The organism is Pseudomonas sp. IPO3774 (assembly GCF_013386835.1).
Lineage (GTDB): Bacteria > Pseudomonadota > Gammaproteobacteria > Pseudomonadales > Pseudomonadaceae > Aquipseudomonas.
On sequence record NZ_JACAQY010000018.1, the window covers coordinates 266,970 to 281,199 of the forward strand.

Below are 14,230 nucleotides of genomic sequence, written 5' to 3' on the forward strand. Positions count from 1 at the left end.
TCAGGTGTGGGAAACATCCGCGATCGCTTCTGCCAACAACGTCAACCGCGTCGCATCAATCCCCGCCACGTTCGCACGCCCGGAATTGACCATATACACGCTGTGCTTGTCCCGCAGTTGCTTCACCTGTTCCGCACTCAACCCGGTATAGGAAAACATCCCGCGTTGCGCCGCGATGTGCGCAAACCGCTCCGACAACCCATGGGGCGCCAACGCCTCCACCAGCCCGGAACGCAGCTGTGCAATCCGCGCCCGCATCGCTTCCACTTCCTCGGCCCACTGCTTTTTCAGCCCGGCGTCACCGAGAATCGTCGCCACCACAGCAGCACCATGGTCCGGCGGCGTCGACCACAAGTTACGCGCAATGAACGCCAGCTGGCTGCGCACATCCGTCAGTTTCTCGGCGTCCGCCGCGCACACAATCAACGCGCCGACACGGTCGCTGTACAAGCCGAAGTTCTTCGAGCAGGAACTGGTGATCAGCACTTCAGGCAGCTCAGCCGCGAACAGCCGCACGGCCCATGCATCCTGTACCAGGCCATCGCCAAAACCCTGATACGCAAAGTCGATCAGCGGCAGCAACTGACGCTCCTGGACGATCTTCAGCACCTGGCGCCAGTCATCGTGGGACAGGTCGAAACCGGTCGGGTTGTGGCAGCAGGCGTGCAGCAGCACCACATCGCCTTTTGGTACGGTGGACAGGGTGGCCAGCATCGCCGCTACGTCCAGGCGATTGTCGCTGCCCACGTACGGGTAATGGCTGACCTTGAGCCCGGCCTTGGCGAAGATGGTTTCGTGGATCGGCCAGGTCGGGTTGCTCAGCCATACGCCACGGCCGGGCAGGCTGTGGGCGATAAAGTCGGCGCTCAGGCGCAGCGCGCCGGTGCCGCCAGGCGTCTGGGTGGCGCCGGCGCGGCGTTCACTCAGCAGCGGCGAACCAGCGCCCAGCACCAACTCACTGATCAGCGTGCCGAACGCGGCATTGCCATGGCCGCCGATGTAGGTCTTGGTGGTTTGTTGTTCCACCAGGCGCTGCTCGGCCAGTTTTACCGAATGGGGGATCGGCGTCAGGCCCTGGTCGTCCTTGTACACGCCCACGCCGAGGTCGAACTTGTTCGGGTTTGGATCCTGGGCGTACAACTCCATCAGCCCGAGGATCGGGTCCCCGGGTACCCGGCCAATTGCGTCGAAATGCATTACTTGCGGCCCTCGGCATCCTTGGCCACTTCGTCGGTGCGCGCGGCCATGATGAAGTCGTTGCGGTGCAGGCCCTTGATGGAGTGGCTCCACCAGGTCACGGTGACTTTGCCCCATTCGGTGAGCAGGCCCGGGTGATGGCCTTCAGCTTCGGAGATCGCGCCCACGGCGTTGGTGAAGGCCAGGGCGAATTTGAAATTCTTGAACAGGAAGACCTTTTCCAGCTGCATCACGCCATCGCGTACTTCGATGTTCCAGTCGGGGATCTGCTTGATCAGCACCGGCAACTCTTCGTCGCTGACTTGCGGGGCGTCGGCGCGGCAGGCTTCGCAGTGGGCTTGGTTCAACGTGGTCATGTGGGTATTCCTGAAATCGAGTATTTGGAAACGGTCGTCAGTAGCGTCACCCTAAAGCAACGCGGGGCCAGGGAACAGACTCACCTGGCCCTAAAAGCCGCAGTTCAAGCAACTTTTGGCTTGGGCGGGAACTTCGGTGCGTGCAGCCCCAGCTGCATCCCGCGTTCGACCATACCCATGATGTCTTCCTGCGCCACTTCGAACAGGCGCTTGAGGTTGGGCAGGGCGAAGTACACGGGTTGCAGAATGTCGATGCGATACGGCGTGCGCATCGCTTCGAGCGGGTCGAAGGCTTGATGCTCGGGCACGTCCGAGAGGCAGTACACGGTCTCCTTGGGCGAAGACAGGATGCCGCCACCGTAGATGCGCCGGCCTTCGGGCGTGTCCACCAGGCCGAACTCGATGGTCATCCAGTACAGGCGCGCCAGGTACACGCGCTGTTCCTTGGTGGCGGCCAGGCCGAGCTTGCCGTAGGTGTGGGTGAATTCCGCGAACCAGGGGTTGGTCAGCAGTGGGCAATGGCCGAAGATCTCGTGAAAAATGTCCGGTTCCTGCAGGTAATCCAGCTCTTCACGGGTACGAATAAACGTCGCCACCGGAAACTGCTTGTTGGCGAGCAATTCGAAAAAAGTCTGGAAGGGGATCAGCGCCGGCACCCGGGCGACTTGCCAGCCCGTGGTCTCGGCCAGCACTTTGTTGACTTCCGCCAGCTGTGGAATGCGGTCGTGGGGCAGGCCGAGCTTGTCGATGCCGTCCAGGTATTCCTGGCAGGCGCGGCCCTCGATCACTTTCAGTTGGCGCGTGATCAAGGTGTTCCACACCGCGTGTTCTTCGGGCGGGTAGTCGATAAAACCGTTCGCGTCGGGCTCGCGGGCCACGTACTGCGTCTGCTTCATACTGCTCTCCTGCTAGGCATTCGTTCTTGTTATGTCCTGGGATGAGCCTATTGATACGCCGCCTGGGCCAGGAAGCCATCCTCCTGCGCCACGCTTTTGTAGGAAAAGTTACCGGTATTCGTAAAGTTTTCGTTACGGCTGAGGCGATTCGTTCTCCCTGTGGCGTATTTTGGGTGTGAATCGCCTCGCAGCTGTCACATAATCTTGACGATTATCTGCGGCCGGCGGCAAAAAGACGCAGCGACTCCACCTCTTCGGGCCTTCTCATGCGTATCAAAGTGCATTGCCAGAACCGCATCGGCATCCTGCGGGACATCCTCAACCTGCTGGTGGAGTACGGCGTGAACGTTGCCAAGGGCGAGGTCGGTGGCGAGCACGGCAACGCCATTTACCTCTATTGCCCGAACCTGGTGAACCTGCAGTTCCAGGCATTGCGCCCGCAGTTCGAGGCGATTGCCGGGGTATTTGGCGTCAAGCGGGTAGGGCTGATGCCCAGCGAGCGTCGGCATATGGAGCTCAACGCGCTGCTGGGGGCGCTGGAGTTTCCGGTGCTGTCCATCGACATGGGCGGCTCCATCGTCGCGGCCAACCGCGCGGCGGCGCAGTTGCTCGGAGTACGGGTGGATGAGGTGCCGGGCATTCCGTTGTCGCGCTACGCCGAAGATTTCGATTTGCCGGAACTGGTACGGGCCAGCAAGTCTCGAATCAACGGCCTGCGGGTCAAGGTCAAGGGCGATGTATTCCTGGCCGATATTGCGCCGCTGCAATCCTCCGAGCATGACGACAGCGAAGCCATGGCCGGCGCCGTACTGACCCTGCACCGCGCCGACCGGGTGGGTGAGCGTATCTACAATGTGCGCAAGCAGGAGCTGCGCGGCTTCGACAGCATTTTCCAAAGCTCCAGGGTCATGGCTGCCGTGGTGCGTGAGGCTCGGCGCATGGCGCCGTTGGATGCGCCTCTATTAATAGAAGGCGAAACCGGCACCGGCAAAGAGTTGCTGGCCCGCGCTTGTCACCTGGCCAGCCCACGCGGCCAGTCGCCGTTGATGGCGCTCAACTGCGCCGGTTTGCCCGAGTCCATGGCCGAGACCGAGTTGTTCGGCTATGGTCCCGGCGCCTTTGAAGGGGCGAGGGCGGAGGGCAAGTTGGGACTGCTGGAGCTGACGGCGGGCGGTACGTTGTTTCTCGACGGCGTCGGCGAAATGAGCGCGCGGTTGCAGGTGAAGTTGCTGCGCTTTCTGCAGGACGGCTGCTTTCGCCGTGTAGGCAGTGATGAAGAGGTGTACCTGGATGTGCGGGTTATCTGCGCGACCCAGGTGGACCTTTCCGAACTGTGTGCCCGGGGCGAATTCCGCCAGGACCTTTACCATCGTCTCAATGTGCTCTCGCTGCATATCCCGCCGCTACGCGAGTGCCTCGACGGTTTGCCGCCGCTGGTGGAGCACTTTCTGGATCAGGCCAGCCGGCAGATCGGCTGCCCGCTGCCCAAGCTCGCACCGGCGGCGATGGAACGCCTCAGCCATTACCACTGGCCGGGGAATGTGCGGCAGTTGGAGAACGTGCTGTTCCAGGCGGTTTCGCTGTGTGAGGGCGGCACCGTCAAGACCGAGCACATTCGCCTGCCGGACTATGGCGTGCGCCAGCCGCTGGGGGATTTTTCCCTGGAAGGCGGGTTGGAGGAGATCGTCGGGCGCTTTGAAAAGGCCGTGCTGGCGCAGTTGTATGCCGAACATCCCAGCAGCCGTCTGTTGGGCAAGCGGCTGGGCGTGTCCCACACCACTATTGCCAACAAGTTGCGGGACTACGAAGTCGTCAAAGCCGAACGCGGTTAAACCTGTGGGAGCGGGCTTGCTCGCGAATGCGGTGGGTCAGTCGAATTATCCGGTGACTGACACTCCGCATTCGCGAGCAAGCCCGCTCCCACATGGGTTCTTTGTCGGTCTTGATACCTGCACTTGCCGTTAGCGGCATAAGTCCGCCGTTTTTTCGACTCTCTTCCTGCTGCCCTCAGCTGCCACCTGCCGGCAAACCCCCGCCCCGCCTGGACTTTCCCTCATTTCAAAAAGTTGGTTCGCAAATTGCTTAAGCCTCATCAGTACAGCGGTGGGCGGCAAGCGTCCGTCAGAAAGAGGAAAGAGCGTGGATAAGTACCTTTACGTGGCAATGACCGGCGCCAGCCAGAATGCACTGGCGCAGAAGGCCCACGCCAACAACTTGGCGAACGTTTCCACCAATGGTTTCCAGCGTGACCTGGAACAGGCGCGCTCGATGCCGGTGTTCGGTGACAGCTTTCCGGCGCGGGCCTTTGCCTTGACCGAGCGCCCAGGCACGGACTTTTCCCCTGGCGCGATGATTGAAACCGGCCGTGACCTCGATGTGGCCGTCAGCGGTGACGGCTGGATGGCCGTGCAAAACCCGGATGGCGGCGAATCCTATGTGCGCAGCGCCAGCATGAACGTCGATGCGCTGGGCGTGCTGCGGGCCGGCAACGGTATGCCGATCATGGGCAACGGCGGCCCGATTGCCGTGCCGCCCCAGCAGCAGATCGAAGTCGGCCAGGACGGCACCATCAGCATCCGCGCCATGGGCGAAGGCCCGCGGGTGATGGCTGAAGTGGACCGGATCAAGCTGGTGCAGCCCGACCTCAAGAACATGACCAAGGGCCTCGACGGCACCATCCACACCAAGGATGGCCAGCCGGCCCAGGCCGATGCCAACGTCAAGCTGACGTCGGGCTTCCTGCAGGCGAGCAACGTGAACGCCGTCGAAGAAATGACGGCAGTCCTGGCCCTGTCCAAGCAGTTCGAATTGCACATCAAGATGATGAACAGCGCCAAAGAAGACGACCAGGCCATGACCCGCGTCCTGGCGATGAGCTGATAGCAGCCACACACTAATTTTTGTAGCGCGGCGCCATAAAACAGGCGCACGAAGGAGAAGAACATGCTTCCGGCTCTATACGTTGCCAAGACAGGCCTGTCCGCCCAGGACACCAACCTGACCACCATTTCCAACAACCTGGCCAACGTGTCGACCACGGGTTTCAAACGTGACCGCGCCGAGTTCCAGGACTTGCTCTATCAGATCAAGAAGCAGCCTGGCGCCCAGTCGACCCAGGACAGCGAATTGCCGTCGGGCCTGCAACTGGGTACCGGTGTGGCAATCGTTGGCACCCAGAAGAACTTCAGCGCCGGTAACCTGCAGCAGACCGGCCAGCCACTCGACCTGGCAGTCAACGGCAAGGGTTTCTTCCAGATCCTGCAGCCGGACGGCACCACCACCTACACCCGTGACGGTACGTTCCACCTGGACTCCAACGGCCAAGTCGTGACCGCCAATGGCTTCGCGCTGGAGCCGGCGATTGTCGTGCCGAACAACGCCCAGACCTTCACCGTCGGCAACGACGGCACCGTGTCGATCACCGTGGCCGGCAACCCGGCGTCCCAGGTGATCGGCAACCTGCAAACCGCCGACTTCATCAACCCGGCCGGCCTGCAGGCGATCGGTAACAACCTGTTCCTGGAAACCGCGTCCAGCGGCGCGCCGCAAATCGGCACCCCAGGCCTCAACGGTTTTGGTACCACCCTGCAAAGCACCCTGGAAACGTCCAACGTCAGCACCGTTGAAGAGATGGTCAACATGATCACCACTCAGCGCGCCTACGAGATGAACTCCAAGGTGATTTCCACCGCCGACCAGATGCTTTCGTTCGTAACGCAGAATCTGTAATCAAGTCTATGGGGCGCCCTTGAAGGCGCCTGCAACACCGTGAGGTATGGGTCATGAATCGCTATGTTTCTGTTCTGGCATTGAGTGGGATTGCTGTGCTCGCGGGCTGTGTCGCCCCGACGCCTAAGCCCAATGACCCGTACTATGCGCCGGTGTTGCCGCGCACGCCGTTGCCGGCGGCCGCCAACAATGGCTCGATCTACCAGGCCGGGTTCGAACAGAACCTGTACAGCGACCGCAAGGCCTTCCGGGTCGGTGACATCATCACCATCACGCTGAACGAGAAGACCCAGGCGAGCAAGAACGCCAACTCGCAGATCGGCAAGACCAGCAAGACCAGCATCGGCCTGACTTCATTGTTTGGCGGTGTACCGAACACCAACAACCCGCTGGGCAGCGGTGACCTGAGCCTGGACGCCGGCTACAGCGGCGACCGCGCCACCAACGGCAAGAGTGCGGCAGGGCAGGGCAACAGCCTGACCGGCTCGATCACCGTGACCGTGGCCGACGTGCTGCCCAACGGCATCATTGCCGTACGCGGCGAGAAGTGGATGACCCTCAACACCGGTGACGAACTGGTGCGCATTGCGGGCATGGTTCGCGCCGACGATATCTCCACCGACAACACCGTGCCGTCGACACGGATTGCCGATGCACGCATCACCTACTCGGGTACGGGTTCGTTTGCTGACGCCAGTCAGCCGGGCTGGTTTGACCGTTTCTTCCTTAGCCCGCTGTTCCCTTTCTAGGTGATCACTTTGAACTTCAAACAGCTGATGGCTGCGATGTTGCTGCTGGCCCTGAGCGCAGGCGCCCAGGCCGAGCGCTTGAAAGACATCGCGAGCATTTCCGGCGTGCGGTCCAACCAGCTGATCGGCTACGGCCTGGTGGTGGGGCTTAACGGCACGGGTGACCAGACCACCCAGACCCCGTTCACCCTGCAGACCTTCAACAACATGCTCTCGCAGTTCGGCATCAAGGTACCGCCGGGCTCGGGCAACGTGCAGTTGAAGAACGTCGCGGCGGTGTCCATCAGCGCTGACTTGCCGCCGTTCGCCAAGCCGGGGCAGGTGGTCGATATCACCGTGTCGTCCATGGGTAACTCGAAAAGCCTGCGCGGCGGCACCTTGCTGATGACGCCGCTCAAAGGTATCGACGGCAACGTCTACGCCATTGCCCAGGGCAACCTGGTGGTGGGTGGCTTTGATGCCGAAGGCCGCGACGGTTCGAAGATCACCGTCAACGTGCCGTCGGCCGGGCGGATTCCCGGTGGTGCCTCGGTGGAGCGCACCGTGCCCAGCGGCTTCAACCAGGGCAACAGCCTGACCCTGAACCTCAACCGCTCTGACTTCACCACCGCCAAGCGCGTGGTCGACAAGATCAATGAGCTGCTCGGCCCGGGCGTGGCCCAGGCCATCGATGGCGGCTCGGTTCGTGTGACGGCACCGCTGGACCCAAGCCAGCGTGTGGACTACCTGTCCCTGCTGGAAAACCTTGAGGTTGACCCGGGCCAGGCGGTGGCGAAAGTCATCATCAACTCGCGGACCGGCACCATCGTGATCGGCCAGAACGTCAAGGTTTCGCCAGCGGCCGTGACCCACGGCAGCCTGACCGTGACCATCACCGAAGACCCGATCGTCAGCCAGCCTGGCCCGTTGTCCAACGGCCAGACTGCCGTGGTACCCCGTTCGCGGGTGAATGCCCAGCAAGAAGCCAAGCCGATGTTCAAGTTCGGCCCCGGCACCACCCTGGACGAGATTGTCCGTGCGGTGAACCAGGTGGGCGCAGCGCCCGGCGACTTGATGGCGATCCTCGAAGCATTGAAACAGGCCGGCGCCTTGCAAGCCGACCTGATCGTGATCTGACGCCATGGCCATGGACATGCGCAAGAGCGGCCTGACCAGCACGGCGGATTCGGGTTCCTATTCCGACCTCAACCGGCTTAACCAGTTGAAGGTCGGCGACAAGAACAGCGACGGCAACATGCGCAAGGTCGCGCAGGAATTCGAGTCGCTGTTTCTCGGCGAAATGCTCAAGTCCATGCGTTCGGCCACCGAAGCCCTGGGCAAGGACAACCCGCTGAATACCCCGGCGGCCAAGCAGTACCAGGAAATGTACGACCAGCAGTTGGCGGTTTCCCTGTCTCGCGAGGGCGGTGGTATCGGCCTGGCGGACGTGCTGCTGCGCCAGATGCAGAAGAACAAGCCGGTGGACGCCCAGGCGGCCACCCTGCAAGGCCCGGCTGCGCCCGCGAAGAAGGTGGATGTACCGACTGAAATTGCCGCCGGTACCAAGGCCGATGGCCCGCTGGGCCGCAGCAATGGTCAGCGGCCATTGTGGGCGTACCGCGTGGCGGTGCCTGAAGGCACCAACTCCCACGCCAACGACATGGCGCTGATGAACCAGCGACGCATCTCGTTGCCCAGCAAGCTGACGGATCGCCTGCTGGCCGGCATCGTGCCGGGTGCCGAGGCTACCACTGCCGCCAAGGCCGCGCCGCTGCGCAACAGCGCTGCCGATGATGGCGTGGTCAACAGCACCGCCCGCAGCCTTGCCGCCATACCGCCTCGCGGGCAGATGCAGGTTTACGGCCGCGCCGTGGCCCAGCCACCGCTGGCACCGGCGAAGAAAGCCTTCAGCTCGCAGGATGAATTTGTCGCCACCATGTTGCCGATGGCCAAGCAGGCCGCCGCGCGGATTGGCGTCGACCCACGCTACCTGGTGGCCCAGGCCGCCCTGGAAACCGGTTGGGGTAAATCGGTGATGCGTGCCGAGGATGGCACCAGCAGCCACAACCTGTTCGGTATCAAGGCCGGCCAGAGTTGGCAGGGCGAACAGGCCCGGGCGATCACCAGCGAGTTTCGCAATGGCGCGATGGTCAAGGAGACGGCGCAGTTTCGTTCCTACAATTCCTACCAGGACAGCTTCCATGACCTGGTGACGTTGCTGCAAAGCAATGATCGCTATAAAGAAGTTGTGAAATCAGCCGACAACCCGGAACAGTTTGTGCGCGAGTTGCAAAAAGCCGGTTATGCAACCGACCCGGATTACGCCAGCAAGATTTCGCAGATCGCAAAAACGATGAACAGCTACCAGAACTACGCTGCCGCGGGCGCTTCCACTCATTTATAAGGTCTGAATCATGAGTTTGCTCAATATCGGGATGTCGGGGCTCAATGCCGCCCAGGGATCGTTGTCGGTCTTAAGTAACAACATCGCCAACGTCAACACCCCGGGATACTCGCGTCAACAGAGCGCTCAGACCGCGAATGCGTCGAACGCCTACGGCGGCGTATTTATCGGCACCGGTACTACCCTGGCGGACGTGCGTCGGGTGTACAACCAGTTCCTCACCACGGCTTACCAGAACAGCACGGCACTCGACAGCGACGCCAACGCCTACCTGGACCAGGCCAGTGCCATCGACAAGACCTTGTCGGATTCCAACACCGGCATGTCTTCGGTGCTCAGTGCCTTTTTCGCGGCGGCGCAGACGGCTTCTGCCACCCCGGGCGACGTGTCCGCGCGCCAATTGCTGCTGACCAGCGCCCAGACCCTGAGCAACCGCTTCAACTCCATTTCCGGCCAGTTGAACCAGCAGAAACAAACGATCAACAGCCAGTTGAGCACCATGACGGACCAGGTCAACAAGCTGACGTCCTCGATCGCCTCGCTCAACAAGCAGATTGCCCAGGCCCAGGGGACTTCCAGCAGTGCGCCGGCCAACCTGCTGGACTCGCGTGACGAAGCGGTGCGCTCGCTCAACGAGCTGATCGGCGTTACGGCCACGGAAAAAAACGGACAGTTCAGTATTACGACCGGTACGGGGCAGTCGCTGGTGGAAGGCGGGATATCCAATAATATCTCTGCGGTACCGAGTAGCACCGACAATAGCCAGTACACCATCCAACTCTCGATGGGCGACTCGTCCATTGACCTTGGCAATGTAGTCACCGGCGGCAGTATCGGTGGCTTGCTGCGCTATCGCAGTGACGTGCTGATGCCGGCCATCAATGATCTGGGGCGCATCGCGATTGCCACGGCAGACACGATCAACAACCAGTTGGGCCAGGGCCTGGACCTCAACGGCGAATTCGGTTCGTCGCTGTTCACCGATATCAACAGCGCGGCGGCGATTTCCCAGCGCAGCCAAGGGGCCGCCGGCAACAGCGCGGGGTCTGGCAACCTGAATGTCACGATCAAGGACAGCAGCCAGCTGACGACCTACGACTACAAAGTCACGTTTACCAGTGGTAACCAGTACAACGTCGTCCGCTCCGACGGCAAGGCCATGGGTTCGTTCGACACCACCACCACGCCGCCGCCGGTGATTGATGGCTTTACCCTGGCACTGGACGGCAAAGGGCCCATGGCTGCCGGTGACAGCTTCAAGGTCAGCCCCACGGCCAACGGGGCCACGGGCATCGGTGTCGACCTGAAGGACGTCAACAAGCTCGCCTTCGCAGGCCCCTTGGCGGGGAACGCAAGCAAGACCAACACCGGCACCGGTACGTTCACACCGCCTCAACTGACTGTGCCGCTGGATATTCATGGCGGCGCTGATACCGCCCAGTTGCGCGCCGGCATCGAAAACTCCATGCCGGTAAAAATGCTCTTTGGCAAGCCGGCCGCCGACGGCACCCAGTCGTATACGGTGAGCGACGCGCAAGGCAATCCGATCGGCAGTGGCACCATCATCCCGGGCCAGGGCAACAAGATCAGCATCAACGTACCGATGCGCGATGCCTCCGGTGCGTTGATCCCGGGCAAAAGCTTCAACTTCGACACCACGGTCGGCGGCTCGCCTGCCAATGGTGACAGCACGACTTTCTCGTTCAACGCTTCGGGCACCTCCGACAACCGCAACGCCCAGCAATTGCTGGACTTGCAGACCAAGGCCACCGTGGGCGCCAGCGACGGCAGCCCGGGTGTGAGCCTGGTCAGCGCCAACGCCCGACTCGTGTCGCAGGTGGGCTCAAAAGCCAGCCAGGCCGCTACCGACTCCACCGCGACGGGTGCGCTGTTGGCAGCGAACAAGGCGGCCAGCAACTCGGTGTCCCAGGTCAACCTGGATGAAGAGGCGGGTGACATGATCAAGTTCCAGCAGTACTACACCGCGTCGTCGCAGATCATCAAGGCTGCGCAAGAAACTTTCAGCACACTGATTAATGCCCTTTAAAGGAGTCTGGGACGATGCGTATTTCTACACAGCAGTATTTCGACACCAGCGCCAGCAAGTACCAGACGAACTATTCCGGTGTGGTGAAAGCCCAGGACCAGGCGAGCAGCGGTATCCGGGTGCAGACCGCCTCCGATGACCCCGTCGCCGCCGCGCGCTTGCTGCAATTGCAGCAACAGAAAGACATGCTTGGCCAGTTCAACGGCAACATCAACACCCTGCAGAACTCGCTGACCAACGAAGAATCGGTGTTAAAGAGCATCAACACCGCCTTGCAGCGCGGTAATGAACTGGCGCTGCGTGCGGCCAACCAGTCCCTGAGCGATGACGATCGTAAATCCATCGCCAGCGAAGTGGGCGCGCTTGAGGACCAGGTGCTGGGCTTGCTCAACTCCAAGGATGCCAACGGCAACTACATGTTTTCCGGGTCGAAAACCGACACGCCGCCTTACATCCGCAATAACGACGGCACCTACACGTATCAGGGTGACGAGACGCCGCTGAGCTTGCAGATCTCGGACAATCTGTCGATGGCGGGGGGCGACACCGGTAAGTCGATGATGGAAAGTTCGACCAACACCGGTCGCACCCAGGCTACGTTGTTGCCGCCTGCGGTCAATGACGGCAAGGTCGCGGTATCGGCGGGCACGGTGACCTCCGGTGTCACCTACACCAAGAGTTTTACCGACGGCCAGCCCTACAAGCTGACCTTCAGCAGCAGCACGCAGTATTCCGTGACCGACAAGGACGGTAACGATGTTACCTCGGAGATTCCCGGCAACGGCACTTTCGACGCGACCAAAGAGGGCGCATCCAGCGTCAACCTGCGCGGCGTCAAGTTCGATATCAGCCTGACGCTCGGCGCGGACGTTGCGCCCGGCGCTGACTCCGACGCACTGGTGGCGGGCAAGGCGTTCACCCTGCAATCCAAGCCGGACACCTTCAGTGCTTCGCGTTCGCCAGGCAACGCGTCGACTGCACAAGTGACCGGTGGCCAGGTGACGGATCAGGCGGCCTACGCCAGCACCTTCCCTGATACCGGTGCGGTGATCAAATTCACCAGCGGCACCACGTATGAGGTGTATGCGCAGCCCTACAGTCCGAACAGCAAGACCATCGCGACCGGCACCATGGCTGCCGGTGCCACCTCGATCAACGCGGCCGGCGTGACGTTCGACATCAGTGGTGCGCCAGGGGCGGGCGACCAGTTTGCGGTCAGCGCCGTCAGCAACAAGAACGAAAACGCCCTGGACACGTTGAGCCAATTGCGCAAAGCCCTGGAAACGCCGGCTGACGGCAATCTGGTCGCGCAGAACAACCTCAAGGATGTGGTGGCCAAAACCATCGGCAACCTGAACAACGCCAGTTCACAGATTGACCAGGTGCGCGGCTCCATTGGTGCTCGCCAGAATGCCCTGGATCTTCAAACAGATGAAAACACCAGCCTGGGGACTGCCAATACCAACACCATGAGTTCCTTGGGCAACGTTGACATGGGTCAGGCGGCGATCAACCTGCAGCTTCAGCAAACCATGTTGCAGGCCTCTCAGTTGGCCTTTGTGAAAATCTCTCAGTTGAGCCTGTTCAACAAAATGTGATGTCCGCAGCTGCAAACCGGCGGCTCACCCTGGAAACGGGGTGGGCCGTTGTGCTTTTTGGCGTTTGTATGTCCCCGTGTTTCGCACAAAGCGCAGAAAATTGAGTGACCTGTGAGTCATAAAGCGCATCTTCACTGTATCGTGTGAAAAGGATAGGTCGTCGCCAGGTCTCTGCGAGGGCCTGCCGCCAGGGTACAAAGGCGGTTTTCGGCGAGTTTTTTGCGGGGTCATCCCCATTATTGTCAGCACCCGGCGACGTGTCTCGCGGGGTGTTCTCCAGCTATTTAGTATTGGGAAGCCACAATGATTGGCATAAAAAGCATCGCCAGTTACGTGCCGGCAGACGGGATTGATAACTACGCCCAGGGTGCCAAATTCGCCAAGGATGAAGAATTCATCATTGGCAAGATCGGTTCGGCGTTCCTGCCGCGCAAGGATGCCGCGCAGGAAACCTCCGATCTGTGCGTCGAGGCGGTCAACGCCTTGTTTGCCAACAACCCCGATTTGAAGCGCGAGTCCATCGATGCGCTGATCGTCGTTACCCAGAACGGCGACGAAGAGGGCTTGCCTCACACCGCCGCCATCGTCCAGGACAAGCTGGGCCTGCCGACGCACGTGGCGGCCTTCGATATTTCCCTGGGCTGCTCGGGCTACGTCTACGGCATCTATGCGATGAAGGGCTTCATGGAAGCCACCGGCCTGAAGAACGGCCTGCTGGTGACCGCCGATCCGTACTCGAAGATCGTCGACCCGGAAGACCGCAACACCACCATGCTGTTCGGCGATGCCGCTACCGCCACCTGGATGGGTGAAGACGCGCCGTGGCAGTTGGGCAAGTCCAAGTTCGGCACTGACGGCTCCGGTGCGCCGCACTTGAAGGTCAGCGATGGCGTGTTCTTCATGAACGGCCGCCAGGTGTTCAACTTCGCCTTGCTCAAGGTGCCGGCGCATTTGCACGAGCTGCTCAACGAATCGGACCTCAAAGCTGACGAGATCGATGCGTTCTGCATCCACCAGGGCAGCGCGGCGATTGTCGACGCCGTGGCCCGGCGTTTCGAAGACGCGCCGGTGGACAAGTTCATCAAGGACATGGTCGAGACCGGCAACACCGTGTCCTCGAGCATTCCGCTGCTGCTGGAAAAGCACATGCTCGACTCCACCTGGAAGCGCGTCGCCATCAGTGGTTTTGGTGTGGGGCTGTCCTGGGGCTCGGCGATTTTGCACCGCCCTTGACGACTTAAAGGCGCTGCACAAAAAAACGCCCATGATCGAAAG

The 14,230-nt window shown here is 61.3% G+C and carries 12 protein-coding genes; 9 read left to right on the top strand and 3 right to left on the bottom strand.

Translation table 11 applies throughout. From position 1 onward, the window contains the following. From HYE77_RS13120 to phhA, 3 genes are all read right to left on the bottom strand, one after another. Window positions 1-1,197: an amino acid aminotransferase gene (locus HYE77_RS13120; protein ID WP_177068860.1), complete on the bottom strand. Its 1,197-nt coding sequence runs from the start codon at window positions 1,195-1,197 to the stop codon at window positions 1-3. Further along, window positions 1,197-1,553 (bottom strand): 4a-hydroxytetrahydrobiopterin dehydratase, encoded by a 357-nt coding sequence (locus HYE77_RS13125; protein ID WP_010166022.1) that lies wholly within the window; start codon window positions 1,551-1,553, stop codon window positions 1,197-1,199. The genes HYE77_RS13120 and HYE77_RS13125 overlap by 1 nt, the downstream gene beginning before the upstream one ends. A 104-nt stretch (window positions 1,554-1,657) precedes the next feature. Then, window positions 1,658-2,449, bottom strand: a complete 792-nt coding sequence (phhA, locus tag HYE77_RS13130; protein ID WP_177068861.1) for a phenylalanine 4-monooxygenase — start codon at window positions 2,447-2,449, stop codon at window positions 1,658-1,660. Between the two features lie 266 nt (window positions 2,450-2,715). Between phhA and HYE77_RS13135 the strand changes: the two genes are divergently transcribed. The 9 genes from HYE77_RS13135 (at window position 2,716) to HYE77_RS13175 (ending at window position 14,188) form a co-directional block, all read left to right on the top strand. Then, window positions 2,716-4,281 carry a sigma-54-dependent transcriptional regulator gene (locus HYE77_RS13135; protein ID WP_177041426.1) on the top strand — a complete coding sequence of 522 codons (1,566 nt, stop codon included), beginning with the start codon at window positions 2,716-2,718 and terminating at the stop codon, window positions 4,279-4,281. Between the two features lie 307 nt (window positions 4,282-4,588). Then, on the top strand, window positions 4,589-5,329 hold the full coding sequence (locus HYE77_RS13140) for a flagellar basal body rod protein FlgF (protein ID WP_003214611.1): 741 nt from the start codon (window positions 4,589-4,591) through the stop codon (window positions 5,327-5,329). Window positions 5,330-5,392: 63 nt separating this feature from the next. Further along, the gene (gene flgG, locus HYE77_RS13145; RefSeq protein ID WP_003214609.1) at window positions 5,393-6,178 is read left to right on the top strand and encodes a flagellar basal-body rod protein FlgG; all 786 of its coding nucleotides are present in this window, start codon (window positions 5,393-5,395) and stop codon (window positions 6,176-6,178) included. Between the two features lie 53 nt (window positions 6,179-6,231). Continuing rightward, window positions 6,232-6,927 carry a flagellar basal body L-ring protein FlgH gene (gene flgH / locus HYE77_RS13150; protein WP_003214607.1) on the top strand — a complete coding sequence of 232 codons (696 nt, stop codon included), beginning with the start codon at window positions 6,232-6,234 and terminating at the stop codon, window positions 6,925-6,927. Window positions 6,928-6,954: 27 nt separating this feature from the next. Next, window positions 6,955-8,043: a flagellar basal body P-ring protein FlgI gene (locus tag HYE77_RS13155; RefSeq protein ID WP_032899355.1), complete on the top strand. Its 1,089-nt coding sequence runs from the start codon at window positions 6,955-6,957 to the stop codon at window positions 8,041-8,043. Between the two features lie 4 nt (window positions 8,044-8,047). Further along, the gene (gene flgJ, locus HYE77_RS13160; RefSeq protein ID WP_087692741.1) at window positions 8,048-9,310 is read left to right on the top strand and encodes a flagellar assembly peptidoglycan hydrolase FlgJ; all 1,263 of its coding nucleotides are present in this window, start codon (window positions 8,048-8,050) and stop codon (window positions 9,308-9,310) included. Window positions 9,311-9,320: 10 nt separating this feature from the next. Beyond that, window positions 9,321-11,357, top strand: a complete 2,037-nt coding sequence (flgK, locus tag HYE77_RS13165) for a flagellar hook-associated protein FlgK (protein WP_102604682.1) — start codon at window positions 9,321-9,323, stop codon at window positions 11,355-11,357. Between the two features lie 14 nt (window positions 11,358-11,371). Next, entirely contained in the window at window positions 11,372-12,955 is a 1,584-nt protein-coding gene (locus tag HYE77_RS13170) for a flagellar hook-associated protein 3 (protein WP_003214602.1), read from the top strand. A gap of 303 nt (window positions 12,956-13,258) precedes the next feature. Next, complete coding sequence (locus tag HYE77_RS13175; RefSeq protein WP_003214601.1) at window positions 13,259-14,188, top strand: ketoacyl-ACP synthase III; 930 nt, start codon at window positions 13,259-13,261, stop codon at window positions 14,186-14,188. The last annotated feature ends 42 nt before the right edge of the window (window positions 14,189-14,230 follow it).

Excerpts from the sequence above, each read along its gene's own strand:
- HYE77_RS13170 (WP_003214602.1), top strand. The coding sequence starts at position 11,372 with ATGCGTATTTCTACACAGCAGTATTTCGACACCAGCGCCAGCAAGTAC.
- HYE77_RS13125 (WP_010166022.1), bottom strand. The coding sequence starts at position 1,553 with ATGACCACGTTGAACCAAGCCCACTGCGAAGCCTGCCGCGCCGACGCC.
- phhA (WP_177068861.1), bottom strand. The coding sequence starts at position 2,449 with ATGAAGCAGACGCAGTACGTGGCCCGCGAGCCCGACGCGAACGGTTTT.
- HYE77_RS13120 (WP_177068860.1), bottom strand. The coding sequence starts at position 1,197 with ATGCATTTCGACGCAATTGGCCGGGTACCCGGGGACCCGATCCTCGGG.
- flgJ (WP_087692741.1), top strand. The coding sequence starts at position 8,048 with ATGGCCATGGACATGCGCAAGAGCGGCCTGACCAGCACGGCGGATTCG.
- HYE77_RS13135 (WP_177041426.1), top strand. The coding sequence starts at position 2,716 with ATGCGTATCAAAGTGCATTGCCAGAACCGCATCGGCATCCTGCGGGAC.
- flgG (WP_003214609.1), top strand. The coding sequence starts at position 5,393 with ATGCTTCCGGCTCTATACGTTGCCAAGACAGGCCTGTCCGCCCAGGAC.
- flgH (WP_003214607.1), top strand. The coding sequence starts at position 6,232 with ATGAATCGCTATGTTTCTGTTCTGGCATTGAGTGGGATTGCTGTGCTC.
- HYE77_RS13175 (WP_003214601.1), top strand. The coding sequence starts at position 13,259 with ATGATTGGCATAAAAAGCATCGCCAGTTACGTGCCGGCAGACGGGATT.
- flgK (WP_102604682.1), top strand. The coding sequence starts at position 9,321 with ATGAGTTTGCTCAATATCGGGATGTCGGGGCTCAATGCCGCCCAGGGA.
- HYE77_RS13155 (WP_032899355.1), top strand. The coding sequence starts at position 6,955 with ATGGCTGCGATGTTGCTGCTGGCCCTGAGCGCAGGCGCCCAGGCCGAG.